Here is a 19,342-nt window from a genome sequence, read left to right on the forward strand (position 1 = left end):
AGAGAGACCATGCCGAAAGTCCGGATTACCACCCCCGAAGAGAAGCCATGGCAAGTGTCGGGTGAGCGCGTCGAGACCGATCTGTCGCGACAGATCCAGCCCGATGGCGGGCCGTGGAGCGCCTACAAGATCCGCGAACCGGGAAGCGAAACCGAACTCCAGCTGGTCGAGTTGCGCTTCCATCCGGGCGAAGTGACAGAGCTGCACTGCCATGATGAGGATGAACTGATCTACATCCTCGAAGGCTCGATGCTCATCAACAACCGCGAACTCAAGGCGGGAACGACGGTCTACCTTGGCGGCGGGGTGTTTTACGGTTTCACCGCCGGACCGGAGGGGCTCCATTTCCTGAACTTCCGCGGACACATCGACAACTCGTTCCACCTTCCCGGCCGTCGCAAGATCGTCGATACTTCGGTGTCGCATTGATGAACGCGTCTGCGCTTGTGGAGAGCCCCGAGGTCGTCGCCGCATCGTTCCGTGCCAGCGAAAGGATATTTGCGGTAATGGGCGCCCACCTGTTCTCCGAATTCTGCCGCCACGTGCCAGATGATGTGGAGATGATCGAACTGGCAAGCCACGCAATGGCCGGGGCAAGACCCGCGCACCTGTTCAGCGCTGTACACTACCTGTTGCTGGGCGATTCCTCCGATCCGCTGGCTCGGTATTTCGGCACCCTGTGCGAAGCGCCGCTGCCTCCGGAGGGCGCCTATCCGGAACTGGCGCGGTTCTGCCGCGAGCACCGGCCGGAACTGCTTGAGCTGCTTCGAACCCGCTCGGTGCAAACCACATACGCCGAACGTTGCCGGGCGATCCTTCCGCCTATGACGGTCGTTGCCCGCGCCGCAGGAGAGCCCCTCAATCTCGTCGAGGTCGGGTGCAGCGCGGGCGTGCTGCTAGCATTCGATAAGTTCGCCTATCGCTTGAACACGCAAGGCCGCATTGGCGCCGCCGAGGCGCCGGTTGTCCTGCAGGGAGAATTGCGCGGCGGACCAGAGTTGTTCATCCCCCGCATTGGCAAGCGTGCAGGGATCGACCTGCATATCCTCGATGCACGATCGGAAGAGGATCGCCGGTGGCTTCTAGCGCTCTGCTTTCCTGAATTGCGCAAGGAACAGCAAAACCTCGCCGCAGCTCTCGACGTGATCGCCGAAACGGACATTACCTTTTACGAAGGTGATGGCCTTGCGATGCTGGCCGATGCGCTCGCGAATACACCCGATCCCCTATGCGTCTTTCATTCCGCCTGTCTGTTCTACTGGCCCGTGGAGGCGCGAAAAGCCTTCGAGAAGGTGCTGCTCGACCATGCCGCCACGCGCGAATTCTGGCGGATCGCGATCGAGCCGTCGGATACGTTCGACGATTGGCAGAAGGGCCAGGACGGAAACGGCGCCGTGGCTCCGTCGGCGACGAAAAAATCAGGCGAAATAAGGATTATGCACTATCGCAACGGGCAAGTCGAAAGCCGGGCGGTCGGCACTCCCGACGCAGAATATGGCAACATAGAATGGTACGAATGAAGGCTTGGCTCGCAATCGGCGATTGGCGCATGCGGTTGAGGTTCCGATAAGCGATCGCCGAAACAGGCGTGAACTGTCGGCTCAAACCGCATTTCACGCCTGTTTGCGACTGGTGTCTGAGCGAACAGCGCAGTCAGTGGGACGCCAGCAATGCTCCTAAGAGATCTGGCGTTGCCTTAGGCGACAGCGTCCTCGACAGGCTTTTCCCACCATCCGTGGCAAAGCGGCCCCTTGACCGTGGTGCGATGAATTTCGCGCTGCTCCTCAGGGTCGGCCCTTGATGCACATTTCGCCGAGTTGTCCCAGCGCTACCGGCTCGCGCGTGACGGGATCGACGATCTTGAGGGTATTGCCCGGATGCTGCTTGCCCGCGCTTCCGGCCCAGTACTCTGCGGGCGTGCCTGTCGGCATGCCCGTGCAGACCGTCATTGTCTCCGTAGCGCCGAACGCCATCGGCACCACCCAGTCGGTGTCGACCGTAGGGTGTTCCCGGATCAGTTCGCCGCGGGTGGAGAAGGTGCTGAGCGAGACGGCAACCGCGCCGGCCAGCGCTGGTGCAGGACGGGATCGACGCCGGGGCAAGCGTTGTCGCCGGAGGAAAGCCGGTCGAGGGACCGGGCTTCTTCTTCGAGCCAGCGGTGGTCTGCAACGTGCGGCGCGACATGCGGCTCTATCGCGAGGAAATCTTCGGTCCGGTGGCGACTGTCATGCCCTTCGATGAGGAGGATGACGTCGTTCGCGAGGCCAACGATACGCCTTATGGCCTCGCCGGTGCCATTTGGACGAACGATCTCAGCCGTGCGCGTCGGCTGGCAGGGCGGATCGATGCCGGCACGATCTGGGTCAATTGCCAGAACGTTTTCAACCCGGCGATACCCTTCGGCGGCTTCAAGCAATCGGGCGTCGGCACAGAATACGTCTGGCAAGGGATCGAGGCCTACCTGCGCACCAAGGCGGTGGTCGTGAGGCTATGAGCCGATGATCGCGCAAGCTGACGTTCGGCTTTGCGTTCGGGGCACCACTACCGTGTTTGGGCTCTGAGGGCTGGTCCAAATTGCATTCGTTGCCCGGTTTGCCGGCCAGTGCTACGAAATTCGCATATAGAAATTCATGGGTGAGAATGATGTGGGCACATTCGTATGACCTGCTTGGTGCCTCTGAAATCGAGGGGATGCGCACGGAAGTGCGTCGATTTCACAAGGTCAGCCCATACTGCGACACAGTCGCCGTACCGGCCAACATCCTGAGTTGCCGGTTCCGCCGACGTCCTGCAGCAAGGGCAGGCGATGCACGCGCGGTCACCGGTTTTCCTCTGTCGGAATCCTTCCATTTCCTGCCCAGGTCATTTCAGCGGGAATTCGAGTCCGATGGCGAGGGCGTTGAGGCGGTCATTATGTTTCTCGAGGACAAGCGCATCGATTTCAGCCTTGCTTCCGGCAGTCAGGAGTTCTTCTGGGACCCCTCTCTGGTGGAAATCGCCGGCATGATTTGCCGCGAGGCGATTTCCCCTGGCTTTGCCTCCATGGCTCTACTGGAATCCTGCAAGGAAATTCTGGTCATCAAGCTGCTTCGCGATGTGCTGAAGGAGAAGGCCGCGCAGTCGGCCAGCGGTGGGATCGGCAAGGCGGATCTGGACCAGATCAAGGACTACGTACTCTCGTGTAGAGGCGGCGGCCCGAATGTCAGCAGAATGGCGGAGATCTGCCGCATGAGTCGCAGGACGCTGCTTCGCCGCTTTCATGCCGCCACGGGAAAATCGCCCTCGCAGTTCGCGGCCGAACTCCAGTTCGCCAAGTCGCGAGAGCTGCTGGTCGCCTCGAGCATGAGCGTGAAAGAGATCGCCTTCGAAACAGGGTTTGCCTCTCCTAGCCAGTTCTCGCGTGCCTTCAAGCGCATGGCAGGTCTGTCACCGGCCGCGTTCCAGAAGCAGGTCCGCGAATAACCGGGAGCGCATTGCATCGTGCGTGGCGCAAATGGGTACGATCTGGCCCAAATCGTCAATTCTTGAACGTCGACGCTTCGTCATCCCCTCCCTAGCCTGACGCCAGCGATACCGCGAAAAAGCAAGCGACGCTGGGGAGACAGGATGCAGACACGGAGAGGCACGATGGCCACGCTTGCGGGCGCGGGGGCATTGCTCGGCACGCCCGGCAGGCTGCTCGGGCAGGAGCCGAAGCCCGCCAATGTCGATCTTACGGGCGGCCTTCCGATCGAACGTGAGTTCGTCCTCGCCGAACGGCCCTCCGACCCGGAAATGCGCGACGCGGTCAATGTCTGGATTGAAGAGGCCAACGGCAATTTCGGCATGCGCATCGGCGTCGAGGCGGTCGGCGCCAGTTGGGACAAGCAGACGGTCTGGCTGGATCTTGCACTCTCGGACGGGCGCGTGTTCAGCTACCGCAGTGAGGCCGATCCCATCCATTCGCCGCTCAATGCAGCGGGTGATCCCATGGTGCGCGGGGCCGGCCCTGCCCGCTTCGAATGCGTCGAGCCCTTCAAGCTCTGGACCGCCGCCTTCGACGGTACCGCCGGCCTGTTTTCGGCCCAGCAACTGATCGACGATCCCGATGCGGCGGCAACGCGGCAGCACCCGGTATCGTGCAAGGTCGATCTCATGCCATGCGTGCCGCCCTGGGTCCCCGGCTCGATGCTGCCCTCCGCGAAAGAGGCGATGAAGGGCAAGCAGGGGGAAATGATCAGCCCGCGCTACGAACAGCTCTGCCGCGCCAAAGGGACGCTGCGCGTGGGCGATGGCGAGTTCACGTTCGAAGGCCAGGCTCTGCGCATTCGCCGCCAGGGAATCCGTCGGCTCGGCACGTTCTGGGGCCATTGCTGGCAATCGGCGGTGTTTCCCAGCGGCAAGGCCTTCGGTTTCAACGCCTTCCCGCCTCGCAAGGATGGCAAGCCGAGCTATGCCGAAGGCTATGTCTTCGACAGCGAAGGCAAGCTCGTCCCGGCACGTCCCGTATCCATCCCCTGGATGCATACTTTGGTGGCCGGCGACGAGCATGTCCCGCTGGTTCTCGAAACGCTCGACGGCCGGCGCATCGCGATAGATGGGCAATCCTACGTCAACGTGCGATCGCGCAGCATGATTCAGGTGCCGCCCGATTTCCCGATCGTCGCACAGTCCCATGCAACCTACCGCTGGGGGGATGAGGAAGCATCGGGGATGATGGAGCGTTCGACTCTGCCGGACGCGATGCTTCTTACGGATCGGTCTACCCATCATCTTCGACAGCAGGCATGACTGGCAAGGAAGGAAAAGCGGCGGGCGAAGACGGGCACAGTCAACCTAAATTGCCGATCGTGACAATGAGGTCTCCATTTTTTCTTATTTCAGTATAGAAAATAGAATATATAAAGTACAGGATGGTCTTTTTCGGTCGGTGTTGCCTGAAATCCAATGGGTGTATTTCCTTCCTGAAAGACTATTGAAAGGTTGTCGGCCAATCGGCGGCAATGAACATTGGGGAGGATATTATGCGACAGAGTCGACTGTCCCGGCGTCTGCTTACGACGAGCGCCTTCGGGGCATGCCTTGCAGGAGCCACGCCCGCCTTCGCGCAAGTTTCGGCGGAGCGAGGAGCCCGCATCGAGGACAACGCGATCATCGTCACCGCGCGACGCACCGAAGAGCGCCTGCAGGACGTTCCGATCTCGATGACGGTCTACGATCAACAGCAGCTCGAAAACCGCAACGTCGTCAATGCCAACGATCTGGCGACATACACGCCCTCGTTGACGTCCAACTCCCGCTTCGGCACCGATAATGCGTCGTTTGCGATCCGTGGTTTCGTACAGGAGGCGCAAACGTCTCCTTCGGTCGCGGTCTATTTTGCCGACGTCGTCGCCGCCCGCGGACAGCCCGCGCTGGGGGGCGGCAACAACGCCCTGTCGGGCTCGTTCTTCGACCTGCAGAACGTCCAGGTGCTCAAGGGCCCGCAAGGCACACTGTTCGGCCGAAACACGACCGGTGGCGCTGTGCTGCTCGTTCCCAACAAACCGACGGACATCCTTGAAGGATACGTCGAGGGCTCGTTGGGCAACTTCGACATGAAGCGGTTCCAGGCGGTGTTGAACGTGCCATTGGCCGACACCTTCAAGGTCCGCCTCGGCGTCGACCGCATGAAGCGCGACGGGTACTTGCGCAACCGCTCCGGCATCGGCCCCTCCACTTTCAACGATACCGACTACGTTTCGTTGCGTGGTAGCGTGGTTGCCGACTTGACGCCGGATCTCGAGAATTACCTGATCTTCGACTACATCAGGTCGGAAACCAATGGCACGATCCCCAAGGTGGTGATCGCCAATACCCAGACAGTCGGCGGAATTCCCTGCATTCCCGGCGCAGGCGCGTCCGGCGCGGCACTGCTCCTGTCATCGCTGGTCTGCAGTCAGCAACTCGCCCGCGCGGCGGCAAACGACTATGGCTACTACGACGTCGAGAACAACAATCCGGACGCCCAGCTTCGCCAGGAACAATGGCAGGTCATCAACACCACGACCTGGAATGCATCGGACTCGCTGACGATCAAGAACATCGCCAGCTACACCGAGATGCGGCAGCGCCAGAGCGGCGCGATCATGGGCGAGAACATCCAGTTCCCCGTCGCAGGCGGACTGCCGTTCGGCTATGTCAGCGTCTATCACGACAACAATCGAGACACCCTGTCGCAGTATACTTTCACCGAGGAGCTTCAGCTTCAGGGATTTGGTTTCGGCGGCAAGCTCCAGTACCAGGTCGGCGCCTATTACGAAAACAGCGGACCACTGGGCTGGCAGGGCACGCTCACCTCGATATTGGCGAGTTGCACCGACGTACAGTCCCTGCAATGCACAGACATCCTGGGCTCACCCACGAGTCCGGCCGGCTTCGTGCAAAATACGCTAACCAAGTACAAATTTGAGAACATCGGCTTTTATGGTCAGGCGACCTACAACATCACCGACACGCTCTCGATGACCGGCGGCCTGCGTTACACGATAGACAAGGTGAAATCTCAGGGTTCGGTACGCATTGCGGTATTTCCCGCGCCGAATTTTCCGGTTTTCATCTGTACATCCACAGGCTTGCCGGCTCCCGATCCAACCCAGTGCATAGTGCAACTCAACCAGAAATCGGAAAAACCCACCTGGCTGGTCGGCCTCGACTTCAAGCCGACCCCCGACATGCTGTTCTACGCTAAGTATGCCCGAGGCTATCGGCAGGGGAATACCAACCCTTCGAATACCATACCCATCACCTGGGGGCCGGAAAAGGTCGATACCTACGAACTCGGCGCCAAGCTTTCCTTCGCCGGCGCGGTCAGCGGCTTTTTCAACATCGCCGCGTTCTACAACGACTTCCAGGATCAGCAGTTGCAGGCAAACCTTATTCCCGACGGCACAAATCCGGCCGCATCGCCTTCCGCGGCAATCGTGAACGCCGGCACGTCGCGGATCCAGGGCATCGAAGTGGAGGCAGGAATCAAGCCGTTTGCAGGCTTCGACCTGACCGCTGGCTATACGTATCTCGATACCAAGCTAAAGAGCTACTCTCCGCCTCTCTTCCCCGGTTTTCTTCCGCCTACACCTACCTCTCAGATTGGTGGTGATCTCGCCCTGTCGCCGCACCACAAGCTGTCGGCGACGGCGTCCTACACGCTTCCGCTGGACGACAGCATCGGAAGAATCACTTTCAGCGGGACCTACACCTATACGTCGACCCAGATCGCTGCCGCGGACTCGCCCATCGGGCTCCTGCCTTCGACCAATCTCGTCAATCTCAACGCAAGCTGGTCGGACATCGGCGGTATGCCGGTAGACCTCTCGGTCTTCGCGACTAACGTGACCAAGGAAGAATACCCCGTCTATGTCGGCGGAACGTTCTACTCCGCGGGCTTCGACAGCTTGCTGCTGGGGCCGCCGCGCATGTACGGTATTCGTCTGCGATACAACTTCGGTAGGTAGTCAGACGGCAGCTTCCGTGCCGGCAGCCGGTCTGGCTGACAAGTACAACTTGGGGCGATCGCCCTAAGTTTATTGGGCAATTGCCCAGGCGGGCAACCCCGCGTAGTTGTGAGGGAGGTGGAAACCTGACAAAGCCTCGGCGAAGGCGGACATCGGCGCGACGAATGGGACGAAAGCAGAAGATTGGCAGCGAGACGTCAGCGACCCGGACGTTGTTACTGGATGCCGCGGAAGCGATTCTGCGCGAGGAGGGATATGCGGCGGTCACATCTCGCCGAGTCAGCGTGAGGGCGGGAGTGTCATCGAAGCTGGTGCACTATTATTTCCCGACGATGGACGATCTGTTCCTCACGCTCTACCGGCGCACGTCGATCCGCTTTCTCGCGGAAACCGAGGAATTGCTGCGCAGTGAAAACCCCATCAAGGTGCTCTGGCAGACGTCGGTTCATCCCGGAGACGTTGACCTGTTCGCCGAACTGATGGCCCTCGGCAATCATCGCAAGGTGATCCGGGAAGAACTGGACCGCGGGCTGGTCCGCCTTCGCGAGATGCAACTGGCCGCACTCGACCTGTACTACGCGCGCTTGGGTAAGGAGCCGCCGATCGACACCGCGGCGCTGCTGGTCCTGCTCGCGGGTGCGGGTCTGCTCATATCCATGGAGCAACGCGGCTCGAACCGCATCGGGCATGAGCAGACGCTCGCCTTGTTCGAGCGCCTCTGCGAAGACGATGGCACCAAGAGCCTTGGCGCGATCTTCGCTGCACCAAGGGAAGAATAGATTCAGTCCCGCTCCCGGTAGAACCAGAGCACGCTTGCCGGACCATCGACTGCGTCGGTCGTGCTCATAGATCCATCCGCGGATCGCTGTCCCATCGCTGTGATCACCGTGTCGGCGTCGACGGCCTCGATCTCGAATATCGCGAGATAGGGCAGGCCGGGCTCTCCCATCATAGTGCGTTCGAAATCAAAGCGTCTGCCAGACTTGACTCCGGGCAGTGCCAGCACGTCGGCCAAGTGCTCGGAATCGTACCAGGCGTTGTACTCTTCGTCACGGCCATCACGTGCCTTGGACTGAACTACCATCACGAAACTTGCCATGCATGCTCCTCATATCCCGGCCGCGCCGAGAGGCGATTGCGTCGAGGTTCATCGACGATTGCCCTCTTGGCGATATGCGTAATAGGGCACTCGCCCTAATGCCAGTGAAAACGCGCCGGAAGAATAACAGATGCGGCGTTCAGGCTCTGGGAGAGTGCCGAATGATGCGTGACCAGACTTCACCGAGGGTTGCAGCGCCTCTTGCTGACAGGAGCACGTTGTCGTTCACCTTGCTGCTGCTCTCGACGCAGATAACTGCAGCACTGGTGTACACCGTTCCGATTCCTATCCTGGCCGGGATGACCGAGGCTTTCGGTTCCGATCCCGGGAGTGCGTTCAAGGTGAAGATGGTCTCGGGGATACTGGGGCCGGCGATGGCCGTGGGCGCGCCTCTTGCAGGATGGCTGTCGAGCCGGTTCGACCGCCGCGGTCTGCTCGGAATATTCGCGCTGCTGGCGGCTGCAAGCGGCGTTGCTCCCGTATTTCTCGATAGTATTGACGTAATCATCGCGACGCGGTTCCTGCTTGGCCTCGCGGCAGCAGCGCTCATGACTATCGGTTATACGATGCCGGGCGACTATCTGCCCGAAACCCGCCGGGCCGGGATATTCGGTTTGCTAAGCGCGACGAGTATGGTCGCCTCCGTCGTCTCGCTGCCGCTGTCAGGCTGGCTGGGCGATAGCGGATGGCGCGTATCCTTTCTCATTTACATAACGCCTTTGGCCGTCGCCATACTGGCCCTGCCGCAGCGGCTTCCTCCCCCGTCTGCGGTGGCGGGAGAGGTGACCAAACGGGTACGCAGGTGGTATGCAGGAATCCCCTGGGGCATGGTGGCCCTCGCGTTCGCGATCGGGATCGTTCTTTCCATTCCCGGCGTATACCTCTCTTTCCATCTTGCGGGCATCGGGGCGAGCCAGTCATCGACCATTGGTCTGGTCATGACGTTTGCGACGGTCGTTTCAGCGATCGCATCCATTGCCTATGGCGCTACGGTTTCCGCCTTGGGGCAGCGTGTGGTTTTTGTAGCGGCATTTGGAGCAATGGCAGTGGGCTTGTTCGGCCTGTCCGTAGCCGGAAATCTCATCGTTGCGATCGTCACACTCATGCTTGCCGGCGTTGGCATGGGTTGGCTCGTTCCAAACCTGATGGGGCGGCTGAGTGATAAGGTGCCGGATGCCGATCGCGGGCGCATTGTCGGCATTGTCCAAAGTGCGATGACAATCGCTCCCATGTTTGGCATTGCACTGCTTGAGCCGCTTCTGCCTGCGATCGGCACGTCCGGCGCCCTGGCAGCTATCGCGCTGCTCTCTGCTGTCTTTGCAGTTCTGTTTTATCTCTCGCCAAAGGAAGCTGCTGCGCAGTGAGCGCTGCGATGGCTGCATAGTGCGCGCATCCAGATGGGCACTGTGCAGGAACAGTGCTCCCGGGGGTCGTATTACCCTGCGAGGTCGGGCCTTGAGATCACCACGATCTTCCCGATCTGCTGGTTGCTCTCCATATACGCATAGGCCTGAGTGACATCGTCGAGTGCAAAGGTGCGCGCGATTTCAGGCCGTAATTCGCCGCTTTCCAGCCGCGGCAAGAGGTATTCGACAAGCCTTGCACGGCGCGCCGGATCTGCCGTCACGACGTCTGCCGACCAGCCCCGGACGGTCAGATTGGCTTGCATGAACGGCGCAAGCGGCACTTCCATGGCGATGCCGCCGAACAGACCATAGACAATGGCAATGCCTTCGCGTGCCATTGCCGGCGTGAGTTCGGCCAGATTAGGTCCGCCGATCGCATCGAAAATAATACGCGCACCCTTGCCGCCGGTCATCGCCAGGACTTCCTCGGCGACGTCTTCTACGTCGGTCACGATCACGTGAGCGGCGCCCAGCGCGGCGAGGCGTTGTTTCTTGGCGCTGGTGCGGGTGGTCGCGATCGGAATGGCCCCGTGCGCGTTGGCGATCTGGATCGCGGCGATGCCTACTGACGACGATGCCGCGGTAATGACGACATGGTCGCCCGGCTGGATATCGGCGATTTCCACAAGGCCATAGGCCGTTCCATACTGCATCCAACTGGCGGCCGCTTCGATGAGCGAGATATCTCTCGGAAGTTTCACCACACGGTCGGCGGGGTAAATGATCCGATCGGCGCAAGTTCCGAACTGCTCCATGGCCAGGCCATAGAGAACAACCACGTGATCGCCATGAGCTAGATGGGTGACGCCGCTGCCGACAGCTTCGATGATACCGGCTGCCTCATAGCCTATCGTGGCCGGAAACCGGACCGGCCCAAAGCCGCCCTGCAGATATATGGTCTCGACGCGGTTGAGACCGATCGCGGCAACGGCGATACGCACTTCGTCCGGCCCCGGTTCGCCGATCTTGATAGCCTCGACGCGCAGGACTTCCGGTCCGCCGAACTTGTGAAATCGTACCGCCCTGGCGGTCGTTTCCACCTTGCTGGCAGACGTCATAGTTTGAACCCGCCGCTGGCGTCGATGTTCTGCGCGGTTATCCATCTTCCCGCAGGCGAACACAGGGCGTGAACTATGTCGGCGATTTCCTCGGGGGTTCCGAACCGCCGCAAGGCCGTGTTGTCGATTACTTGCGCCGCTGCGGCAGGATCATCCGTAACATGGCGGTTGGTTTCGCCTGCGGTAAAGCCAGGAGCGACGGAATTCACGGTAATTCCGCGCGGTCCGAGTTCGGCGGCGAGGACCCGGGTGAAGGCATCGACTGCCGCCTTCGCCATGGTATAAACGATGATACCGGGATCGGTGAGACGTGAACCGGTCGAGGAGATGTTGATTACCCGGCCATTTTCCGCGATCTGCGAATGCAGGGCCTGTACGAGAAAGAAACCGCCTCTCACATTGTTTGAAAAGCCCCAATCGAACGCCGCCTCGTCGACCTCGGTTATGCGGGCATAGTCGCCGCCCCCTATGTTGTTGACGAGGATGTCGAGTTTGTCGCTCCCGGTCCGTTCGGAAAGATGCTGGCCCAGTTGGGCTGCGAGGTCTGCAGCGACAGCGGCGCCGCCGAGCTTGCCTTGAAGCGGGAATGCCTGTCCGCCGGCACGCTCGATGGCGGCGACGGTTTCATCTGCTGCCGAGGCATTGGTGGCAAAGTTGATGGCGACAAGAGCGCCTGCTTGCGCCAACCTCATGGCCATCGCGCGGCCCAGCCCACGGCTCGCGCCGGTCACCAGCGCAGTCTTTCCCTTCAGGTCTTCCACGATCCATTCTCCCCATGGGTGGCATCCGGCATTTGTTTCGGTGCTCACCGTGTGTTCTGTTTCTGTCGGCGGCGCGCGATCAGGGGACAGCTGGCTCGAATTCAATAGGCAGACCCTTGATGCCCCAGTTACCTGGGAATGGACGCCACCCAGGCGGGGCGCTCTCGCGCGGTTGCAGCAAATGCTGCGCGATAAGGTGGAGTGCCTCCTGAAGCTGCGCACGGGCGATGTACTGGCCAAGGCACATGTGTTTGCCCAGCCCGAACCCCACGTGTCGCTGATCCGCCTTGGTCGTGCGCTCGGGGTCGAAATCATAGGAATGCGCGATATCTGAGGAAATCCTGCCGGCCACATTGAGCGCGAAGAACATCATGGTGCCCTTGGGGATCAGCACGTCGCGATAAACGATGTCCTCCTTGGTCGCCCGGAACGTGAAGGCGGGCGTGAACATCCGCAGCGTTTCCTCGACGACCTTGCGGCAATAATCCATGTCGGTGGCGCAGCGCTGGTAGGATTGCGGATGGCTGATCAGCACGTGAATCATGTAAGTGAGTACGTTCTTCGACGTGTCGTAACCGGCGACGAACAGGAAGATAAGCAGATCGGCGACCTGGCGATCGGTAATGCCGTGCTCTGATCCCGCTTCGAGCAGGAGGTCGAGCAGGTCAGGTTCTGTCCCGAATCGCGCGTGCGGCTTCGCGCGCCGCTCTGCGATCAATTGGTAGGAAAAGGCGTCCAGTTCAGCCATTGCCCGGTCGAGATCGGGGAGCAGTCTGCTGTCGAGGCTGAATGCCAGCCCCAGTACTTCCATCGCCGATCGCAATCCGGGAATGGCGTCGAGTGGTGCACCGATCATTCGGGCCATGACCGAGACCGGGTAGTATGAGGCGAACTCTTCGAAATCGAATTGGCCCTTGCTGGCCCATTCGGTGAGCAGCCGTTGCATCTGTTCGCGCATGATCGGGCGAAGTAGGTTGGCATTGCGCGGCGTAAACTTGGCAGCGAACGCGTCTCGCAGGATGCGGTGTTCGCGCTCGGGTAGGGCGATCATCTGCTCCTGCGCGAAGCGGCCCCAGGCCGTGTCCTGCGCCCCCATGATCTCGATCACACCGTCGAACGATGTCCTGAACTGATCGTCGAGAACCAGTAAATCGCGAATCGCTTTGAGGTCGAACACGACATAGCCGCCGTTGACCTTTGCAAGCCAGGGATGGACGGCGCGCGCGGCTTCGAAGCTTGCGTAGGGATCGGCTGAAAATTCCGCGGAATTCCACGCAAGGTGCTGAAGGTCGAGGTTGTCTATCCGTGTTGGCTCAGCATGCCCCGATGGGTGCTGCGGATTGGTCTGGGCCGGCATCTATAGTTTCCCTCCCGACTTTCCCTGAAGGTGGTGAACGCGTGTTCACTAAGCTGCCGGTTCCCGTTCTGTCAACCGCATGCTACCGCCGGGAATAGCTGCAACTGCCACTTCGCGTACTTCTGCAGAGACGAAAGCGCGCATCGTGCTCGTCACGCAGGACGTGTTTTCAACAAAGGGCTATTCCCACGCTGGACTGCGTGAAAGTGCAGCTAAAGCCGAAGTCACCGCCTCGCTGCTGATCAAGTATTTCGGGACAAACGCGAAGCTTTTGGAGGAGGTCCTTGTCGCCGCTATCCATCCGTCGCGGCACTTTCAGTCGGACAGGACCAAGTTGGGTGAAGCTATCGTTGCTGCCTTTCTGGATCCGCAATCGCCCATGCAGTCACCGGCCATGATCGCACTGACCCTGGCGATGCAGAATCGAGGGCGATTGTGGAGCGCGTCGTCAGGAAACGATGTGGACCCGATGACGTTGTGGCTCGACAACGAGGATGCGAGGGTGCGAGCCATCAATATTCTGGCGATGACCATGCGGTTTTCGATCTTCCATCGAAACATGGGCCAGTTTCTGTCTGAAAGCGAGCGGCGCAACTCGGGCCAATGCTTTGCGCGTTCACTTCAGGATCTGGTGGACCTGGCCTGACCTGGCAGCCGTGAACGCAAGTCTCTGACTGATATCGAGGCCGGCGGTTTGCAAGCACGGGAGTTCAGTGTATTTGAAAGGTGAACAAGTGTTCACCGATTCGTCATGAATGCTTAGAAAGAGCATCGCAACCGGGAGAAAAATCAGGATGGCCGACGACTATTCGCAGATCGTCAATCTCGTGAACCTGTATGCTGTGGCGACGGACTCTCATCGCTACGAACTGTTTGAACGGATTTTCGCCCACGACGTGCATCTCGACGTCGGCGGGGGTGTCTCGATCGATGGTCTTGATGTGCTGATGTCCAGCTATCGCGATATCCATGCGGAATTCTCTGCAACGCAGCATATGACATCCGGCCACACTGTCAGCATCGACGGCGATGAAGCGCAATGCTTCAGCTATGTCTGTGGCCGGTTTCGCAGGGTTCTCGAAGGCGGCGAGGGACTGTTCGAAATGACCGGCTGGTATGATGACGTTCTGCGGCGGACGCCCGAGGGTTGGCGCATCGGCAACCGTATTTCACGTATGGTTTCATTTAACGGCGACCTGACGGTGATGCAGGCAATGCCCGGAGTCGACACGAACTATGTGCTGTCTGCTCTGTTCGAAGAAGCAGATGCAGGCCGTATCTCCTTCCTGTCTAAGGTTTGAACGTCATCCCGGACGCCATGAAAATGAGCACAATACACCTGACTTTCGTCGATGCCGCGGGCGGACATCATGTGATTAGCGGGGTGTCGCCGGGCCGGACGCTCATGGAAGCGGGCCGGGAAAATGGAATATCTGGCATCCTTGTCGATTGTGGCGGAGCCTGCGCTTGCGCGACATGCCATGTACATGTCGAGCCGGAGTGGTTGGCGGAGTTGGGTGGTCCGAACGATCTCGAATCCTCCATGCTCGATTTGGAGGAGGCCTTGCAGGACAACAGCCGGCTGTCCTGCCAAGTGCCGCTAACCGAGGCGATGGACGGCCTGATCGTCTGGGTTCCTCGGCGGTAACCGGATTTCCCGCCTTTCCAGCGATTGACGACCGTACCGATTTTTCGGCATGACTTAGGCAGTGCAGGGGCCCGTTTCATCGAGGCGTCCGCTGGGACTGAACCGGTTAGGCCAGGCAAAAAGGTGAATGGGTCAGGTGCTGGAAACGTCAGGTGCAAGCCGTACCCAAGGGGAAATTGCGCTGATACACGCAGCTGAGCGCCTCTTTGCGGAGCATGGCATCGCTGGAGTTTCGTTGCGGAGCATCAACCAGGCGGCAAACCACAAGAACATTTCCGCCGCTCATTATCATTTTGGCTCGCGAGAGGGGCTGATCGAAGCCGTTCTCGAGTATCGTGTGATCGACCTCGACAACCGCCGGAAGGAGTGGTTGGCCCGCTCGGAAGCAGGGCAGGGCTTGCCTTTTTATGTCGAGGCGCTCGTGTCCACCCTGGCCGAGGAGCTCAAGCCTCGCCCGGAAGGGAACCACTACCTGCAGTTCGTTCAGCAGTATGAACGCTACAAGGGCGCTCAGGTGCACGCCCGAACAATGTCGCCAGCAGGTCTCGAAATTTACCAGCGGATAGAAGAATGCATCAGCTACCTTCCCAAGCCGGTCCGCAGATTGCGACTGCGTTATCTCGTGAACATCGTGCACGGCGTGCTGGCGACTGCGGAGCGTGAAATTGGCAATGGCGCATTGGATGCGGATGACGTCGAACTGATTGCCGCGGATCTCACGAGCATGGTTACCGCGGCTATTTCCGCGCCGCTGTCGACAACGACCTTGGGCCTGTTGGCTTATCAAAGATAGTCCCTGAGATCCGGCCGCAAGATGCTGTGTGTTTTTCGTGACCACGACAGCTTTGCATTAATATAATCCATCTGACTTAGGATCTGTGTTGTCCGCATAGCTGAAGGTCGTGGTCACACCTGACGAATGTCACAAAAATCAGAGATTCCTGTAGAGACATCCACACGTCTGGCGTGGGTCAAGTCTGCGCAATTTCAGTGCTTGATTGGAAAAAATAAGTCGTACAGTTTATATCGTAGCGAGGCACGAAGTGCTGGCTGCGATGTGCGGATAGCCATCCCTGCCGGTTTGATTGCCAAATATGCCTCGCACTTGGAGAGAGGCGGCGCACATGGGGCGGCTGGAAGGAAAGGTGGCCTTGGTAACCGGCGCAGGTACCGGGATTGGCCAGGGAATTGCGCAAGCGTTTGCCGCGGAGGGCGCCTTCGTGGTGATCGCGGCGCGCCGGGAAGCAAAGTTACTGGAAACCGTTTCGTTCGATCCCGGGCGCATCAGTCATGTGTGCATGGATCTGACGAACCGCGAAGACCGGATTCGCGCGGTTGAAGCGGCGGCTGAACGGCATGGGCGGCTTGACATCCTCGTAAATAACGCCGGCAGTCAGATATCTAAGCCCTTCGCCGAGCAGACCGAGGACGAGATCGCCGAAGTCTTCAATACCAACCTGATTTCAACCGCGCAGCTTATTCAGCGTGCCTTGCCGCATCTGCGCGAGGTCGGCGGAAATGTCGTGAATATCTCGTCGACGGCGGGCCGGTTCACGCAATTCCCGTCGTCCGGGATGACCATGTACAGCGCGACGCGCGGAGGCATGAACCAGTTGACCCGGTCGCTGGCGACGGAACTGGGACCCATGGGCGTGCGTATCAACGCCGTTGCGCCCGGCCTGACGGTCGGAGAGGTCTCCGGCGCGACCCTGCTCGCCGATCCGGCAATGCTTTCCACTCTTGAGGGCATGACTCCGCTCGGCCGTGTCGGTCAGCCTGCCGACATTGCCCGGGCTGTCTTGTTCCTGGCCAGCGATGAGGCGGAATGGATCACAGGACAAATTCTGGATTCAAGCGGCGGCTGGTGGATGGGCGGCGGCTGAGCTGCTTGCAGGGCCCGACGGTCCGGCAGCGATTCAGTCCGGCGCCGGAAATTAAGAAAAATAACGGCATCGGGGATGGGAGAGAGAACGTGGACAGCAGGAGATACTTTTCAGGAGTGGCGCTTGCCGGATTGATGGCGGCGTCGCATGCGGCTCCGACATTCGCTCAGGATGTCCGGCCGGGCGATGGGCCCGCGGCGGTGGGCACCGCAGGTGAGATTGTCGTGACCGCACGCAAACGGCAGGAGTCGATTCTCAACGTGCCCGTCGTGGAAACGGTGATCTCGCAGGACCAGATCCAGCAGCAAGGGGTTACCAGCCTCACCGATGTCTCGTCGCTTGCGCCCGGTCTCCTGCTTGGCGAGGCGCCGCTTGAGATCGGAACGCAGGTTTCCATTCGGGGGATTGGCACGACCTCGCTGGATCCTGGCATTGATCAGTCGGTTTCGCTCAATCTCGACGGACTCCAGCTCAGCAATGGCATGGCCTACTCAGTCGGCCTGTTCGACATGGCGCAGATCGAAGTACTCAAGGGACCGCAGGCGCTGTTCTTCGGCAAGAACTCTCCGGCAGGCGTGATCTCGATCCGCACGGCCGATCCGGGAGACACCAGGGAAGGCATCGTGCGTGTCAGCCATGATTTCGAGGCCGGGCAATGGCGCGGCGAGATGATCCTGTCTGGTCCACTAAGCGATACCCTCGGCGTGCGGGTCGCGGGATCGTACAGCCACTCCGACGGCTATTTCCGCAACCACGCGGTACCTGCCACGCAATTTGGCGCCGCTCCCGACGTTTCTCGCGAATTTGGCGGTGGCGAAACCGTCTATCTGCGAGGGACGGTGCTGTTCAAGCCAACCAGCGATCTTACCGCCAGGCTCAAGATGAATTATACGCGCGACGACGTCGACGGTGGAGCACCATTCCAACTGGCCTCGTGCCCGGACGGCACCGTCAACTACCTGGGCATTCCGTTCTTTGCGCCAGGCGAGGATTGCAAGGGCGATCGCGTTCTCAACGTGGTCAACCTCGATCCGGTGGCCTTTCCCGGCGTGATGAACGGCGGACGTCCGTTCACGAACATCCGCCAGAAGTTCGGCACCCTTGAGCTTGACTACAACGTTGCTCCGCAACTCGCACTCACGTCTGTTACGGGCTACTACAAGCTCAGGACCGCCGCGATGATCGGCGGGACTTACAATGGTCAGGCTGCTGCGTTCGTCGCTGCGCAGAAGAGTTTCACCCGGCGTGAGATCACTCAGGAACTGCGCCTCAATTCGGACTATGCGGGGCCGCTGAACTTCACGCTGGGCGGCTTCTATCAGGACGGGAAGATGTTCAATGACATCGACCTGCTGACCAACCAGGCGCTTGGTTTCGGAACCGCGCCGGTCCTCCTGACAGGAACGCAGGACGTGCGGATCAAATCGGCCTCGGGATTTGGCCAGCTCCGCTACAAGCCGTGGTCCAGGCTGGAGATTGCAGTTGGCGCCCGGTACACCGATGAACGGCGCAACGATCATGCGCTGACGTCATTCACGGGCTTTGCCGGCCCTTACGTGGCCATCCGCCCCCCCAATATTTCATCCAAGCGTTGGTCGCCTGAGCTAACGCTTACGTATACGGCTACCGACGATCTCACGATCTTCGGCTCGCTCAAGCAGGGTTACAAGTCTGGCTCGTACAACCTCATCATTCCGCTCGTGCCGGGGCAGGATAATTCTTTCGGAGACGAACGGGTTCGTGGCGGAGAGATCGGTGTGAAGGCCCGCCTGGCCGATCGCCAGGTTTTCGTGAACAGTGCGTTCTACTACTACAATTACAGCGGCCTGCAGGTAGGCGTGAATGAGGCGACCGAAGGTACGGGCATTCCGCTGCTGCGCACGGTCAACGCGGGTACGGCCAGGATCTACGGCGTGGATTTCGACATGACCTACCAGCCGCTGCCGGTTCCGGGTTTGAAGATCAACGCCGCCATCAACTGGAACCATGCGCGGTTCACCAGCTTCGTTGGCGCGCCCTGCTATGGCGGGCAGACAATCGCCGAGGGCTGCAATCTGCTTCCCGCTCCGGTTTCGACGACAGATCCGTTTCCGGCGATCTCGTTCACTGATCCCAACGTCTTCGGCGGGGCGCCATCGCGCTATACCTCGCAGGATCTGACCGGGCTCCCGCTCACCCGTGCTCCCGACTGGCAAGTCAATCTCGGCGCCAGCTACGAAATGGCGGTCGGGAACGGCACGGAGCTCAAATTCGGGACCAATGGTCAATATACCTCGCGGCTGCTTACCGACCTCGGACCGCGTGCCGACTTCTACCAGAACGAGTTCATCAAGCTGAACGCCAATGTGGCGCTGGAAGGGGGCGATGGCCTTTGGGAAGCGGCATTGATCGCGAACAACATCACCAATCAGTACACGACCGCGAACTGCACCAATCTCAATTATGCCGGTGCAAATCTGCCTGGCGTGGTTTCCGGCGCCCCGACCCAAGGGCCGGGCGGCTCTGATGAGGTGCACTGCACTTTCGACCGAGGCCGCGAAATCACGCTGCGTCTGACCTTGCATATCTAGCGATGTGAAGCGGGCTCCATCGGGCGGGCGTTTGCGTCACGCCCGGCGGAGCCAGCTACTGGACAATGTGCGGAATGAGGAGGGAGCA

General features: G+C 60.1%; 19 protein-coding genes. 14 read left to right on the forward strand and 5 right to left on the reverse strand.

What is annotated here, in order from left to right; genetic code table 11:
• Positions 1-9: 9 nt before the first annotated feature.
• A complete protein-coding gene (locus LK12_RS16505; protein WP_039286395.1) occupies positions 10-429 on the forward strand; it encodes a cupin domain-containing protein in 420 nt (139 codons plus the stop codon).
• Positions 429-1,520, forward strand: a complete 1,092-nt coding sequence (locus LK12_RS16510; RefSeq protein WP_039286398.1) for a DUF2332 domain-containing protein — start codon at positions 429-431, stop codon at positions 1,518-1,520. Before LK12_RS16505 ends, LK12_RS16510 begins: the two co-directional genes overlap by 1 nt.
• 264 nt (positions 1,521-1,784) lie before the next feature.
• Here the strand turns inward: LK12_RS16510 and LK12_RS25195 are convergent, their stop codons facing one another.
• Positions 1,785-2,102 (reverse strand): AMP-binding protein, encoded by a 318-nt coding sequence (locus tag LK12_RS25195; protein ID WP_231568389.1) that lies wholly within the window; start codon positions 2,100-2,102, stop codon positions 1,785-1,787.
• Here LK12_RS25195 and LK12_RS16520 point away from each other — a divergent pair.
• The 5 genes from LK12_RS16520 to LK12_RS16540 all read left to right on the forward strand — a co-directional run bounded on the left by LK12_RS16520 (position 2,075) and on the right by LK12_RS16540 (position 8,251).
• Complete coding sequence (locus tag LK12_RS16520; RefSeq protein ID WP_039286402.1) at positions 2,075-2,494, forward strand: aldehyde dehydrogenase family protein; 420 nt, start codon at positions 2,075-2,077, stop codon at positions 2,492-2,494. The two genes, LK12_RS25195 and LK12_RS16520, sit on opposite strands and share 28 nt — an antisense overlap.
• A 149-nt stretch (positions 2,495-2,643) precedes the next feature.
• Entirely contained in the window at positions 2,644-3,462 is an 819-nt protein-coding gene (locus tag LK12_RS16525; protein ID WP_039286403.1) for a helix-turn-helix domain-containing protein, read from the forward strand.
• A 144-nt stretch (positions 3,463-3,606) separates the two neighbouring features.
• Positions 3,607-4,770 carry a hypothetical protein gene (locus tag LK12_RS16530; RefSeq protein ID WP_231568390.1) on the forward strand — a complete coding sequence of 388 codons (1,164 nt, stop codon included), beginning with the start codon at positions 3,607-3,609 and terminating at the stop codon, positions 4,768-4,770.
• A gap of 233 nt (positions 4,771-5,003) precedes the next feature.
• Complete coding sequence (locus tag LK12_RS16535) at positions 5,004-7,472, forward strand: TonB-dependent receptor (protein WP_156135520.1); 2,469 nt, start codon at positions 5,004-5,006, stop codon at positions 7,470-7,472.
• Positions 7,473-7,636: 164 nt separating this feature from the next.
• The gene (locus LK12_RS16540) at positions 7,637-8,251 is read left to right on the forward strand and encodes a TetR/AcrR family transcriptional regulator (protein ID WP_052223505.1); all 615 of its coding nucleotides are present in this window, start codon (positions 7,637-7,639) and stop codon (positions 8,249-8,251) included.
• Positions 8,252-8,253: 2 nt separating this feature from the next.
• Here the strand turns inward: LK12_RS16540 and LK12_RS16545 are convergent, their stop codons facing one another.
• On the reverse strand, positions 8,254-8,571 hold the full coding sequence (locus tag LK12_RS16545) for a DUF4286 family protein (protein WP_082010570.1): 318 nt from the start codon (positions 8,569-8,571) through the stop codon (positions 8,254-8,256).
• A 161-nt stretch (positions 8,572-8,732) separates the two neighbouring features.
• On the opposite strand from LK12_RS16545, the gene LK12_RS16550 reads away from it, so the two are divergent.
• The gene (locus LK12_RS16550; protein ID WP_197063558.1) at positions 8,733-9,935 is read left to right on the forward strand and encodes an MFS transporter; all 1,203 of its coding nucleotides are present in this window, start codon (positions 8,733-8,735) and stop codon (positions 9,933-9,935) included.
• Between the two features lie 71 nt (positions 9,936-10,006).
• On the opposite strand, the gene LK12_RS16555 is transcribed toward LK12_RS16550, so the two are convergent.
• From LK12_RS16555 to LK12_RS16565, 3 genes are all read right to left on the reverse strand, one after another.
• Positions 10,007-11,035, reverse strand: coding sequence for a zinc-dependent alcohol dehydrogenase family protein (locus LK12_RS16555; RefSeq protein WP_039286407.1), 1,029 nt, complete (start codon positions 11,033-11,035; stop codon positions 10,007-10,009).
• Positions 11,032-11,796, reverse strand: a complete 765-nt coding sequence (locus LK12_RS16560; protein ID WP_197063559.1) for an SDR family NAD(P)-dependent oxidoreductase — start codon at positions 11,794-11,796, stop codon at positions 11,032-11,034. The genes LK12_RS16555 and LK12_RS16560 overlap by 4 nt, the downstream gene beginning before the upstream one ends.
• 79 nt (positions 11,797-11,875) lie before the next feature.
• Entirely contained in the window at positions 11,876-13,153 is a 1,278-nt protein-coding gene (locus tag LK12_RS16565) for a cytochrome P450 (RefSeq protein ID WP_039286409.1), read from the reverse strand.
• Between the two features lie 145 nt (positions 13,154-13,298).
• Here LK12_RS16565 and LK12_RS16570 point away from each other — a divergent pair, with 145 nt between their 5' ends.
• From LK12_RS16570 to LK12_RS16595, 6 genes are all read left to right on the forward strand, one after another.
• Positions 13,299-13,799 (forward strand): TetR family transcriptional regulator, encoded by a 501-nt coding sequence (locus tag LK12_RS16570; RefSeq protein WP_039286411.1) that lies wholly within the window; start codon positions 13,299-13,301, stop codon positions 13,797-13,799.
• 148 nt (positions 13,800-13,947) lie between these two features.
• Positions 13,948-14,454: a nuclear transport factor 2 family protein gene (locus tag LK12_RS23900; RefSeq protein ID WP_052223507.1), complete on the forward strand. Its 507-nt coding sequence runs from the start codon at positions 13,948-13,950 to the stop codon at positions 14,452-14,454.
• Positions 14,451-14,801 (forward strand): 2Fe-2S iron-sulfur cluster-binding protein, encoded by a 351-nt coding sequence (locus LK12_RS16580; protein ID WP_197063560.1) that lies wholly within the window; start codon positions 14,451-14,453, stop codon positions 14,799-14,801. Before LK12_RS23900 ends, LK12_RS16580 begins: the two co-directional genes overlap by 4 nt.
• 127 nt (positions 14,802-14,928) lie before the next feature.
• Positions 14,929-15,594, forward strand: a complete 666-nt coding sequence (locus LK12_RS16585) for a TetR/AcrR family transcriptional regulator (RefSeq protein ID WP_052223508.1) — start codon at positions 14,929-14,931, stop codon at positions 15,592-15,594.
• 331 nt (positions 15,595-15,925) lie between these two features.
• Positions 15,926-16,684 (forward strand): SDR family NAD(P)-dependent oxidoreductase, encoded by a 759-nt coding sequence (locus LK12_RS16590; RefSeq protein WP_039286413.1) that lies wholly within the window; start codon positions 15,926-15,928, stop codon positions 16,682-16,684.
• A gap of 224 nt (positions 16,685-16,908) precedes the next feature.
• Positions 16,909-19,254: a TonB-dependent receptor gene (locus LK12_RS16595; protein WP_197063561.1), complete on the forward strand. Its 2,346-nt coding sequence runs from the start codon at positions 16,909-16,911 to the stop codon at positions 19,252-19,254.
• Positions 19,255-19,342 lie beyond the last annotated feature (88 nt).

It is taken from the genome of Novosphingobium malaysiense, from assembly GCF_000802225.1.
Classification (GTDB): domain Bacteria; phylum Pseudomonadota; class Alphaproteobacteria; order Sphingomonadales; family Sphingomonadaceae; genus Novosphingobium; species Novosphingobium malaysiense.

What these genes read in the sequence shown, in the direction of transcription:
- LK12_RS16525 (WP_039286403.1), top strand. Translation starts at nt 2,644, where the DNA reads ATGTGGGCACATTCGTATGACCTGCTTGGTGCCTCTGAAATCGAGGGG.
- LK12_RS16535 (WP_156135520.1), top strand. Translation starts at nt 5,004, where the DNA reads ATGCGACAGAGTCGACTGTCCCGGCGTCTGCTTACGACGAGCGCCTTC.
- LK12_RS16550 (WP_197063558.1), top strand. Translation starts at nt 8,733, where the DNA reads ATGATGCGTGACCAGACTTCACCGAGGGTTGCAGCGCCTCTTGCTGAC.
- LK12_RS23900 (WP_052223507.1), top strand. Translation starts at nt 13,948, where the DNA reads ATGGCCGACGACTATTCGCAGATCGTCAATCTCGTGAACCTGTATGCT.
- LK12_RS16505 (WP_039286395.1), top strand. Translation starts at nt 10, where the DNA reads ATGCCGAAAGTCCGGATTACCACCCCCGAAGAGAAGCCATGGCAAGTG.
- LK12_RS16565 (WP_039286409.1), bottom strand. Translation starts at nt 13,153, where the DNA reads ATGCCGGCCCAGACCAATCCGCAGCACCCATCGGGGCATGCTGAGCCA.
- LK12_RS16530 (WP_231568390.1), top strand. Translation starts at nt 3,607, where the DNA reads ATGCAGACACGGAGAGGCACGATGGCCACGCTTGCGGGCGCGGGGGCA.
- LK12_RS16555 (WP_039286407.1), bottom strand. Translation starts at nt 11,035, where the DNA reads ATGACGTCTGCCAGCAAGGTGGAAACGACCGCCAGGGCGGTACGATTT.
- LK12_RS16590 (WP_039286413.1), top strand. Translation starts at nt 15,926, where the DNA reads ATGGGGCGGCTGGAAGGAAAGGTGGCCTTGGTAACCGGCGCAGGTACC.
- LK12_RS16585 (WP_052223508.1), top strand. Translation starts at nt 14,929, where the DNA reads ATGGGTCAGGTGCTGGAAACGTCAGGTGCAAGCCGTACCCAAGGGGAA.
- LK12_RS16545 (WP_082010570.1), bottom strand. Translation starts at nt 8,571, where the DNA reads ATGGCAAGTTTCGTGATGGTAGTTCAGTCCAAGGCACGTGATGGCCGT.
- LK12_RS16540 (WP_052223505.1), top strand. Translation starts at nt 7,637, where the DNA reads ATGGGACGAAAGCAGAAGATTGGCAGCGAGACGTCAGCGACCCGGACG.
- LK12_RS16510 (WP_039286398.1), top strand. Translation starts at nt 429, where the DNA reads ATGAACGCGTCTGCGCTTGTGGAGAGCCCCGAGGTCGTCGCCGCATCG.